8 protein-coding genes are annotated in these 11367 nt (G+C 69.6%); all 8 read right to left on the bottom strand.

Translation table 11 applies throughout. The annotated features are described in order from the left end of the window. Positions 1-327 precede the first annotated feature (327 nt). Positions 328-1995 carry a purple acid phosphatase family protein gene (locus tag AC08OX_RS09715; RefSeq protein WP_476607505.1) on the bottom strand — a complete coding sequence of 556 codons (1668 nt, stop codon included), beginning with the start codon at positions 1993-1995 and terminating at the stop codon, positions 328-330. Positions 1996-2063: 68 nt separating this feature from the next. Further along, a complete protein-coding gene (locus tag AC08OX_RS09720; RefSeq protein WP_476607506.1) occupies positions 2064-4568 on the bottom strand; it encodes an ATP-dependent Clp protease ATP-binding subunit in 2505 nt (834 codons plus the stop codon). 497 nt (positions 4569-5065) lie between these two features. Then, a complete protein-coding gene (locus AC08OX_RS09725) occupies positions 5066-6013 on the bottom strand; it encodes a (2Fe-2S)-binding protein (RefSeq protein WP_476607507.1) in 948 nt (315 codons plus the stop codon). Between the two features lie 229 nt (positions 6014-6242). After that, a complete protein-coding gene (locus AC08OX_RS09730; protein WP_476607508.1) occupies positions 6243-7073 on the bottom strand; it encodes an SGNH/GDSL hydrolase family protein in 831 nt (276 codons plus the stop codon). A 259-nt stretch (positions 7074-7332) separates the two neighbouring features. Beyond that, complete coding sequence (locus AC08OX_RS09735) at positions 7333-8085, bottom strand: type III pantothenate kinase (protein ID WP_476607509.1); 753 nt, start codon at positions 8083-8085, stop codon at positions 7333-7335. Next, positions 8085-9128: a carboxylating nicotinate-nucleotide diphosphorylase gene (gene nadC / locus AC08OX_RS09740; RefSeq protein ID WP_476607510.1), complete on the bottom strand. Its 1044-nt coding sequence runs from the start codon at positions 9126-9128 to the stop codon at positions 8085-8087. The genes AC08OX_RS09735 and nadC overlap by 1 nt, the downstream gene beginning before the upstream one ends. Then, the gene (locus tag AC08OX_RS09745; RefSeq protein WP_476607511.1) at positions 9125-10825 is read right to left on the bottom strand and encodes an L-aspartate oxidase; all 1701 of its coding nucleotides are present in this window, start codon (positions 10823-10825) and stop codon (positions 9125-9127) included. The genes nadC and AC08OX_RS09745 overlap by 4 nt, the downstream gene beginning before the upstream one ends. Then, on the bottom strand, positions 10822-11292 hold the full coding sequence (gene panD / locus AC08OX_RS09750) for an aspartate 1-decarboxylase (RefSeq protein ID WP_476607512.1): 471 nt from the start codon (positions 11290-11292) through the stop codon (positions 10822-10824). Before panD ends, AC08OX_RS09745 begins: the two co-directional genes overlap by 4 nt. Positions 11293-11367: the final 75 nt, after the last annotated feature.

Here is an 11367-nt window from a genome sequence, read left to right on the forward strand (position 1 = left end):
CGGCTGACGACCCCGCCCCACCGAGCCGCCCGCGGACAGCACACCCGATACCCGCCGACGGCCACCCCGGCCTGCGCAAACACAAGCGCAGGGCCTCTCACCCGAGCTGAACAGCTACCCTTCGGTCGAGATCGAGGTTGTCATGGTCGTGGCACGATTCCTGAGCTCCCGCCGGAAGGGCGATCAGAACCGGCCCGCTTCGCACCGTCCGACGGCTTCTCGGTCGGGTGGCCGGTCAGGTGGTGGGCACGGCCGCGTCGGCGCGCGGCCGGACGAGGGTGAACCGGTCGAACGGGACCGGCGCCGGTGCACTGGAGTCGTACACGGTCACCCGGATGCTCGTCGAGCCGCCCGGTTCACCTGGATCCACCTCGAAAGCCGCGAAGGCATACGGATGCTCCGGCGCCCGGAAGGCGAGCCAGGGCGCGTCCTCTCTCGCCCGGACCGATTGGCGATGCCCCCGGCCGGGATCCTGTTCGTGCACGCCGACGATGACCCAGCAGGCGGGTGGATCGAACAGTGCGTGCGCGGCGGCGACGAGGATCCTCCGGTGCCCACGAGCAGGTGAACGGTGCCCGCCGAGGTGTCGAGCAGGTCACCGGCCCCGTCACCGGCCGCGGCGCCCGCTCCGTCAGCGGTCTTCCGGGCGGGCGTCGTCGCGCCGGGGACCGGGCGGGGAGTCCGGGTCGCGCTGTCCGGCACGACCCCGCGCAGCGGATGAGTGCGCTCGTAGTGGTGCTCGTGGCCGCAGAGCACCAGATCCACCTCGTAGGTGTCGAACAATGGCAGCCATTCCTCCCGGATACCGAGGTCGGCGCCGTTGTGCTCCGCCGCGGTCGACACCGCGGCGTGGTGCATGCCGACGACGATCCAGTCGATACCGGGATCGGCGCGGGCCTGTTTGAGGGTCTGTCTCAACCAGGAGGTCTGCCGGCCGGCGCTGTACCCATGGAGGTAGACTCGCCCGCTGTCCTGATAGCAGACGTCGGCGGCGCTGAGCATGACGAACCGCACGCCGCCGACGGTGAACGCGTACCAGAGCCCGGCGAGGTAGGCCTCCTCGTCGTGCTGGGGAAGGGCGAAGTAGGTCTGGTAGGCGGCGAGCCCCAGAGCTCCGTTGCCCCGCTCGGTCTCATGGTTGCCGTTGCAGGGCATCCACGGCCGGAACCGGGCGGAGGCGTTGATCATCGCGAACCAGTCGAACCAGGCGCGAACCGGATCCGTGCGCTGGTTGGCGTACGACAGGTCACCGTTCGCGAGGTTGAACAGCGGCGCGAGGCGTTCCACTCCGGTTATCACGTGGCGTGACGCGGCCGAGCCGTACGGGTCGTGCGGCTCGTCGGTGCCCTGGTCGCCGAAGCAGGTGAAGCTGAAGGCGGCCCGATGCCGCGGAGCCGTGCGGAACGACCCGTGGGCCAAGCCCCAGCGCCCATCGTGACCCACGTCATAGCGGTAGTCGGCAGCCGGCAGGAGTCCGGACAGGTGCGCATGGTGGGCGAAGACCACCTCGTTCGTCAGGGCGTCCGTGTAGGAACGGGTGAGCGCGGTCACCGAGCCGGTAGACCCGCCAGCCGCCGGACCGAACCGTACCTGGGGCCGAGGGACGGCCGTTCGGGTCAGCCACGAGACGACCATGGACGTGGCCGGATCGGAGCCGAAAGTCAGGTGAACGCCGAGCGCGACGTCGGGACTACCAGTCACCAGCGGAGCTCTCCCGTTCGCCGAACCAGCAGTCCGAATCGTCCTCGGGGCGATGAAGTTGTGCCTGTGCTCGTGCCTGCGCCGGCAACCGGACCCGATCTCGCCGGGTGCCCCGGCCGGCAAGATGGTTACCCGATGGCTGACATTTTCCCATATTCCGTTACCGGTCGCCGATCGAGCGGTGCGGCCGAGCGATGTGTGAGAGAACGAACGTGTTCCAGCTCTGGAGCGACCAGCCCGGCTACGCGGCCGAGACTGCGATGGCCGGAGCAGCCGCGGGGCTACTCCGGCCATCGCGCCCGGCCCTCGCCGGGTCACCGGACTGGCCGCCTCCCGGGAGGCGGCACGGAATTCCCGACCGCCTACTCGCTGGACTTGGCCAGATCGACCGGCGGGGCATCGGGCACCTGGTTCGGCTTCGCCTCGCCGCGGAAGACGAACTTCGCCTCGTCACCGTCGCCTTCGACATCCCCGACGACGATCTCGCCCGGCTTGAGGGTGCCGTAGAGGATCTTCTCGGACAGGACGTCCTCGATCTCCCGCTGGATCGTCCGGCGCAGTGGCCGGGCGCCCAGCACCGGGTCGTACCCCTTCTTCGCCAGAAGCGCCTTGGCGGCCGACGTCAACTCGAGGGCCATGTCCTTGTTCTTCAGCTGCGCGTCCACCCGGGCCAGCATGAGATCGACGATCTGGATGATCTCGTTCTCGGAGAGCTGGTGGAAGACGATGATGTCGTCGATCCGGTTGAGGAACTCGGGCCGGAAGTGCTGCTTGAGCTCGTCCTGGACCTTCGACTTCATCCGCTCGTAGTCGACGGCGCCCTGACCGGTGGCGAACCCGATGCCGGGACCCTTGGAGATGTCCCGGGTGCCCAGGTTCGACGTCATGATCAGGACGGTGTTCTTGAAGTCGACCAGCCGGCCCTGGGAGTCGGTCAGGCGACCATCCTCCAGGATCTGCAGCAGCGTGTTGAAGACGTCGGGGTGGGCCTTCTCGACCTCGTCGAACAGCACCACCGAGAACGGCTTGCGCCGGACCCGTTCGGTGAGCTGGCCGCCCTCCTCGTAGCCGACGTAGCCGGGCGGGGAGCCCACCAGCCGCGAGACGGTGTGCTTCTCCATGTACTCGGACATGTCGAGCTGGATGAGCGCGTCCTCGTCGCCGAAGAGGAACTCGGCGAGAGTCTTGGACAGCTCGGTCTTACCGACACCGGACGGGCCGGCGAAGATGAACGAGCCGCCGGGGCGCTTCGGGTCCTTCAGCCCGGCGCGGGTGCGTCGGATCGCCTGGGAGACGGCCTTGATGGCCTGCTGCTGGCCGATGACGCGCTTGTGCAGCTCGTCCTCCATGCGCAGCAGGCGCGCGGTCTCCTCCTCGGTGAGCTTGAAGACCGGGATGCCCGTCCAGATCGCGAGGACCTCGGCGATCTCCTCGTCGCCCACCTCGGCGACGACGTCCATGTCGCCGGCCTTCCACTCCTTCTCCCGCTTGGCCTTCTCGGCCAGCAGGGTCTTCTCCTTGTCGCGCAGCGACGCGGCCTTCTCGAAGTCCTGCGCGTCGATCGCGGACTCCTTGTCCCGGCGGACGGCGGCGATGCGCTCGTCGAACTCGCGCAGGTCCGGCGGAGCGGTCATCCGGCGGATGCGCATCCGGGACCCGGCCTCGTCGATCAGGTCGATCGCCTTGTCCGGCAGGAACCGGTCGGAGATGTACCGGTCGGCCAGGGAGGCCGCCGCCACCAGGGCGGCATCGGTGATCGAGACCCGGTGGTGCGCCTCGTACCGGTCCCGCAGCCCCTTCAGGATCTCGATGGTGTGCGCCACCGACGGCTCCGCGACCTGGATCGGCTGGAACCGCCGCTCAAGAGCGGCGTCCTTCTCCAGGTGCTTGCGGTACTCGTCGAGCGTGGTCGCGCCGATCGTCTGCAGCTCACCGCGGGCGAGCATGGGCTTGAGGATCGACGCCGCGTCGATGGCGCCCTCGGCCGCACCCGCGCCGACCAACGTGTGCAGCTCGTCGATGAACAGGATGATGTCGCCGCGGGTCCGGATCTCCTTGAGGACCTTCTTCAACCGTTCCTCGAAGTCACCGCGGTAGCGGGAACCGGCGACCAGAGCGCCGAGGTCGAGGGTATAGAGCTGCTTGTCCTTCAGGGTCTCGGGCACCTCGCCCTTGATGATCGCCTGCGCCAGCCCCTCGACCACGGCGGTCTTGCCGACGCCGGGCTCGCCGATGAGGACGGGGTTGTTCTTGGTGCGGCGCGACAGCACCTGCATGACGCGCTCGATCTCCTTCTCGCGCCCGATGACCGGGTCGAGCTTGGACTCGCGGGCGGCCGCGGTGAGGTTGCGGCCGAACTGGTCGAGCACCAGGGAGGTGGACGGGGTCCCCTCGGCGGGCGCGCCGGACGTGGCGGTCTCGCCCTTGCCCTGGTAACCGGACAGCAGCTGGATGACCTGCTGGCGGACCCGGTTGAGGTCCGCACCCAGCTTGACGAGCACCTGGGCGGCGACGCCCTCGCCCTCGCGGATCAGGCCCAACAGGATGTGCTCGGTGCCGATGTAGTTGTGACCGAGCTGCAGCGCCTCCCGAAGCGACAGCTCCAGGACCTTCTTCGCGCGCGGCGTGAACGGGATGTGCCCGCTCGGTGCCTGCTGCCCCTGGCCGATGATCTCTTCGACCTGTGACCGCACACCCTCAAGGGAGATGCCGAGGGACTCGAGGGCCTTGGCGGCGACGCCCTCACCCTCGTGGATCAGGCCGAGCAGGATGTGCTCGGTCCCGATGTAGTTGTGGTTGAGCATCCTGGCCTCTTCTTGGGCCAGGACGACGACCCGACGTGCCCGGTCGGTGAATCTCTCGAACATGTGCGCTCCTTCGAGCTGCGACCGACCACACGACAGCCGGTATCCGCATGCTAGCTCCGCCGAGGCATGTCCTCACGCATCGAACAGAAACCTACCCGCCGGCACCGCCCACATCGTCGTGGGCGGCGGACCGGCGCAGGTACCGGCCGTCCAGCGGAGACGTCTAATGCAACCGTGGCCGACCAGCCATGACTCCGTCACGTCGTTCCGCCAAGAGCAGAACGACGCCGCCCGCTTCGCGACGTCTCCGGTCGGACCCACGGTGCGGCGGGACGCGCCAGGCGGTGCGTCCCACCTCGGTGAGCCTCCTCACCGATGCTACCGACGGTAGTGGATGAGGAGGTGCATCTTGTTGTGATTCAACTCACATGTATATCGTTTTGCGTTGTCAACGTTACTCATTGTCGTCGCCCTGGGGGTTTCAGCGACAGATCTTGCTTGCATCTCGCGAGTAACTACTGTACGTGCGCATACTCGGGCTGCGCTTCGGGTGACTCTCAGACCGCAAGGCCTCCATTGCCCTGCGTGTCGATCCAGGCGCGCAGCCGTTCCTCGCGATCCTGGTCACCAGTAAAGGGACATGAGGTGCAGTAGCCGTCACCAAGCCGGTAGGCCAGGCAGCACGACCCACGGCGTATGCCGGTGTACCGCCGGCCGTGGTGGACGAACTCGTGCCAACGGGGCCGGGCCCGGATGGTGGGTGTGGCCCGGGAGAAGAAGGCGTCGGCCTCCACTCGGCCGAGGTGGGGATCGCCGGTCGCGCGCTCGGTCAGCAGGAAGGCGCGGGCGCACTGCGCGGTTACCGCCCCCCACAGCGCCGGAAGGCCGAGCCGGACCCGTCCCCGCAGCTCCTCGACGAACGGTTGGAGATGCGCGAGCACCTCCTCGACCAGGCGACCGCGCAACGCGGCGACGTCCCCGATCACGCCGATCCGGGCATTCATCCCGTCTCCGGCGGTGGCGCCCCCCGCGATCGGGTCATCCGCCAGGACGGTCATGGCCGGTCGGTGGAACGCGGTCTGGTCGAACCAGCCGCCGTCGAGGACGCGCAGGGACATCGTCGCCGGGGTCAGGGCCGGCACCCGGTGCAGGAGGACGAAACAGGCAATGGCCGGGGCTGCGACGTTCGCCGAGTACCAGTTCGCCAGGTAGCTCGCGGCGACCTCCGGGCTGGCGCCGTGCGTGTCGCCCACCCGGGCCAAGGCCTCGGCCACGCCTGCTGGCCCGGTCAGGAAGGCACAGTCGGCCCAGCCCGGGCCGTCCGGCATCCCGAACTGCACACCGCGTGGCTCCAGCACCTCGGCGAGGTCCCGCAGGCTTGCCTCGAACGGCGGTTCGGCGCACTGAACGGTACCCCCGGAGAATTCCGGCGCCGTCCCCTCGGGGGCCACCTCCCTGGAAGGCGCCGCCGGGGACGCCGCCGAGCCGGTGCGGCGTTCGTTCACCGACCGCTTCATTGCCGGGACCGGGAGGTGTGTCGCGGCTGGGCCGGGCGTAGCTGTGCCAGGGTGCGGGATCTCCCGCGGAGTGGCGTGAGCATGAGCATGACTTTAAGTAAGCCTAACTTCATGTCTGACGTCAACTGGAGTCGCCATCAGTGCTATGCCCACGAGTCATCGGGTCGGCATCATGAGTTGGTCGACATCGCGTGGTTGCCGGGCTGGTCGGCCCGCGTCACCAGCTGTCCATGGCGAGATGGCGCTGGACGGCCTCGGCGATGGCCTGCTGCCCGTGCATGGTGGGGTGCGCGCTCAGCTCACGTGTCGGTCCGAACAGATTGACCGGAGCCACCCACGGGTCCGGTGTGCAGATTTCGTGACCGCGTAGCGCCCGATCCGTCGAGACGAACTCCACTCCCGCATCCGACGCGGCTTTTCTGATGACCCGGTCGAGCTGTCTGTTCAGCCTCGTCAGCTGTCGACGTTCCCTGTTGGTCAGCCAGGTACAGATGTTGTTGAGCTGGTTGTCCGGAAATATGTAGGGATAGCCGACCACGATGATCCGCGAATGCGGGGCGGCGGCCTTCACCGCCGTGTAGTTGGCGCTCAGGACACCCGGGAGTTCCTTGGTGACAAGATCGCGTTCGCGGCGGTCGTTGCCATCCCAGAAGCATCTCCACGCATAACAACTGAAGATGACTCTGCCGAATCCGGCATCGTTGCCGCCGGTGGTGATGGTGACGACGTCCGGGGCCCGGCCCAGTGCACGTAGCTGGGCCAGCTGGGGTTTCTCGCCCTTGAATGACTCGTGTAGGGCGCCGGTGGTGGCTCCGGAACACGCGGCGAACAGCGAGACGGTGACCCCCGATCCCGTACCGCCCAGTAGTCGTGGCCAGGCCTGGCTGCTCCGCCGGCACCGGGGGGCCGGCGAGTCGAAGGGGGGATTGCCCTCTCCCGAGGAGTAGGAGTCGCCCAGCACGGCCAGGGTACGGGGCTGCGGACCGGCCGAAGCCGGATCATTCCAACCGTATGTAATCGGAACCGCGGCGAACAAGAATGCTGCCATCGCGGTGACAAGAAAGGGATGAGTGAAGTATCCGCTGCCGGGATGTGACGATACGCCGGGTTGTGTTCCCGAGATTCGGTCCCGCATGGCACGGAATCGTAACCGAGTCGCGGGAGGGCGGTCCGTCGAAGCCGGTGGCTGCCGCTCGGCAGAGTCGGTTTCCTAATCCACTGGACCGGCCGAAGCCCCGGAGATGCACGATCGTCATAATTATCCTGGTCGCCGTAAGGCAGCCCGAACGAGCCCGGTCGGGATCGGATCAGATATTCTTCTCGAAGACGAGACGCAGGCCGATGAGTGTCAGATGGGGCTCGTGACGGTCAAGGTTCTCACTTTCCCTGATGACCACGGACGCGAGACCCCCGGTGGCGATCGCCACCGCATCCGTGTCCAGCTCGGCCCGGATGCGGCGTACCAGGCCGTCCACCTGGCCGGCGACGCCGTAGATCATGCCAGACTGGAGTGCCTCGACCGTGCTCTTGCCGATGACGGAACGTGGCGCGACCAGTTCCACCTTACGGAGCTGGGCCGCCCGGGACGCGAGTGCGTCCAGCGCGATCTCGATGCCCGGTGCGAAGATTCCGCCGATGAACTCGCCGCGTGCCGAGACGATGTCCAGGTTCGTCGAGGTGCCGAAGTCGACGACGATCGCCGGCCCGCCGTAGAGGTGATGCGCGGCGAGCGTGTTCATGATGCGGTCCGCGCCGGCTTCCTTCGGATTGTCGATGAGGATGGGAACCCCGGTCCGCGTCCCCGGTTCGACGATGACGACCGGGATGTCGTGGAAGGCCCGGACCACCATCCGGCGCAGCGCTCGAAGCGCGGCGGGAACGGTTGAGCAGATCGAGACACCGGTGACCTGGTACTCGCCGAGAAGGCCGCGGTAGAGCAGCACCAGTTCGTCCGCGGTCGCCTGCGGGTCGGTGCGCACCCGCCAGGAGTCGGCGAGGTGTTCACCCTCGAACACGCCGACGACGGTGTTGGTGTTACCGACGTCGATGGCGAGCAGCATCAGGATTCCTCCACGATCAGATCCTCGATCGGTGGGCCCGCGGTGGCCGATCCCGGGCGATGATCGGGGTCCAGGGCGAGATCGAGGCCGAGGTCGAGAGCGGGCGCCGAATGGGTCAGGGCGCCGACGGCGAGATAGTCGACGCCGACGGCTGCCACCGCCGCCGCCGTTTGCAGGGTCAGGCCGCCACTCGCCTCGAGCCGCACCCCGGCCGGACGGGCGAGCTGGACCGCGGCCCGCAGGTCCGCCAGCGACATATTGTCGCAGAGGATGAGATCACATCCGGCATCGACGGCCTCCGCGACCTGGTCGACGGTGTCGCATTCGACCTCGACGGGCAGCCCGGGGAACCGTGCCCGCACCGCGGCGAACGCCGCCGCCACGCCGCCCGCCGCGACCACGTGGTTGTCCTTGATCAGGGCTGCGTCCGTCAACGACATGCGGTGGTTCACCCCGCCCCCGCAGCGCACCGCGTACTTCTCCAGCGCGCGCAGGCCGGGTAGCGTCTTGCGGGTGTCGCGGATCATCGCGCCGATGCCGGCGACCGCGTCGACCCAGGCCCGCGTCAGGGTGGCGATCCCGGACAGGTGGCACAGCAGGTTCAGCGCGGTACGTTCGGCGGTGAGCAGGCCGCGGACCGGCCCGTTGACGTAGGCCACCGTGGTACCCGGCGGGACAGGGTCGCCGTCGCGAGCGGTCAGGGTGACGGTTGCGGCCGGCCCGAGCAGGCTCTCGAAGACGGCGGCGGCGACCGGCAGGCCGGCGACGACGCCCGCGGCCCGCGAGACGATGGCGCCGTGCCCGACGAGAGCGGGGTCGACCGTCGCCTCGGAGGTCGCGTCGACCGCGCCGATCTGGCCGGTCACCTCGTTCTCCTCCCAGACCGGGAGGTCCTCCACGAGCGCGCGGCCGACCAGGACCACCACCCCGTCCGGGTCGAGGCCGGCCGAGGCGAGGGCACTGCGGGTGGCGGGTGAGAGCCGTCCGCCGGGCACGCCGGCGGAACCGGGCCCGCAGACGGAGCCGGGCGCGGAACCGCTCACCGCGAGCCGCGCATGGGCTCGACGTCCACGATCAGTTCCCCTTCTGGATTGAGCCGGGTGAGGATCCGGCCGAGCCAGTGTTCGTCGTCCTGCTCACCGAAGTCCTCTCGCCAATGGGACCCGCGGGTCTCCGTCCGGCTGGCGGCGGCGGCGACGAGGGCCGTCGCAACCGTGCGCAGGTTGGTCATCTCCCAGGCCGGCGGCCCGGCCGTGACCGTCGCCCCGCTGACCCGCAGGTCCCCGAGACCGGCCAGTACCTTCGCCGTCGCCCGCAGGCTGTCCGCGCTGCGCAGCACCCCGGCACCGTCGGTCATCGCGCGCGCGAGCTCCGCGCGTTCGGCGGGGTCGGTCAGACCACTGCCGCGACCGACCACCGGCGCGGCGGGGATGGCGGCGCGGTGCCGGCAGCCGGGCGCGGTGCCGGCCAGGTGCTCCGCGATGCGTGCGGCGAAGACCAGCCCCTCCAGCAGGCTGTTCGACGCGAGCCGGTTGGCGCCGTGCACCCCGGTGCAGGCCACCTCCCCGCAGGCGTACAGGCCGGCCACGCTCGTGCGGCCCCACAGATCCGTGCGCACCCCGCCGCTGGCGTAGTGGGCGGCCGGCGCGACGGGGATCGGCCTGGCGACCGGATCGATGCCGGCGGACCGGCAGCGCGCGGTGATCGAGGGAAACCGCCGCTCGATGGTCGCCGCGCCCAGCCCCCGGGCGTCCAGGAACAGGTGATCGACCCCCTGGGCCGCCATGACCTGCGACATCTGCTTGGCGACGACGTCGCGCGGCGCGAGGTCGGCCAGCCGATGGACGCCCGCCATCACCCGTTCGCCGGCCGCGTCGACGAGAACGGCACCCTCCCCCCGCATGGCCTCGCTGACCAGTGGCTGCTGGCCCCCGAGCAGTTCGGCGACGGCGTCCGGCCTGGACGGGGGTAGCCACAGGGCGGTCGGGTGGAACTGGACGAACTCCAGGTCCGCGACGACGGCGCCCGCGCGCAGAGCCAGCGCCACCCCGTCCCCGGTGGAGACGCCGGGATTGGTCGTCGACGCGAAGATCTGTCCCATCCCGCCGGTCGCCAGGACCACCGCGCCCGCCGTCACCGCGCCGACGCCGTCCCGGCTGCCCTCCCCCAGCACGTGGAGGGTGGCGCCGGCGGCCCGGCCGTCGGAGTCGAGCAGCAGGTCGAGGACCAGGGCGTGTTCGATGACCTCGACGCTCTCATCGGCCCGGACGGCGGTGATCAGGGCGCGTTCCACCTCCAGGCCGGTGGCGTCCCCACCCGCATGGATGATGCGGTTGCGCAGATGGCCGCCCTCCCGAGTGAGGGCGAACGAGCCGTCGGTGGTCCGATCGAACCGGGCGCCGAGCTCGGCGAGCTCACGCACCCGCGCCGGTCCGTCGCGGACCAGCACTCGGGCTGCCTCCTCGTCGCACAGCCCGACGCCGGCGACCAGGGTGTCGGCAAGATGATCATTGGGCGAGTCCTCCGCAGCGAGCGCGGCGGCGATCCCACCCTGCGCCCACCGGGTCGACCCGGCGTCGAGGTGCGCCTTGGTCACCAGCAGCACCCGGGCGGCGGGCAGCGCCCGGCGCAGGTGCAGGACCGTCGTGAGCCCGGCGATGCCCGAACCGATGACGACGACGTCCGCGGCGCGCATCCATCCCGGGCGGGGCGCGCCGAGCCGGCAAGGTAGCACGGTCACTGCGTAGCCACGGCCGATCGGACCGCCGTCGCGGCCGCGGGTACCGGGATGTCGACCGGGATGTCGCCACGCAGGCTCGACGGGTCGCCGGGGAGCGGTTCGGCCGGGTCGTCGCCGTGCCCGATGATCCGGTTTGCCGCGTCGACGAACAGCACCTTCGGGACGTGCCGGCGCGCCTCGGCGTCGTCCATGAGCCCGTACGCAATGATGATCACTAGGTCGCCCGGCTGGACCAGGCGCGCCGCGGCACCGTTGATACCGATGATCCCGCTTCCCGCTGGTCCCGCGATGGCGTACGTCTCCAGCCGGGCGCCGTTGTTGATGTCGACGATCGTGACCTGCTCGCCAGGCAGCAGGTCGGCTGCGGCCAGCAGGTCCGCGTCGATCGTCACGGAGCCCACGTAGTGCAGATCGGCCTGGGCGACCGTGGCACGGTGGATCTTGGCGGTGAGCATGGTGCGCAACACGGTCAGGCTCCCGGGTGATCGCGGTCGGCGGGACGGTCCGGTCGGGGGGCGACGGCGGGGGATCCGGCGGATGCC

The organism is Frankia sp. CoBUL1 (assembly GCF_978021245.1).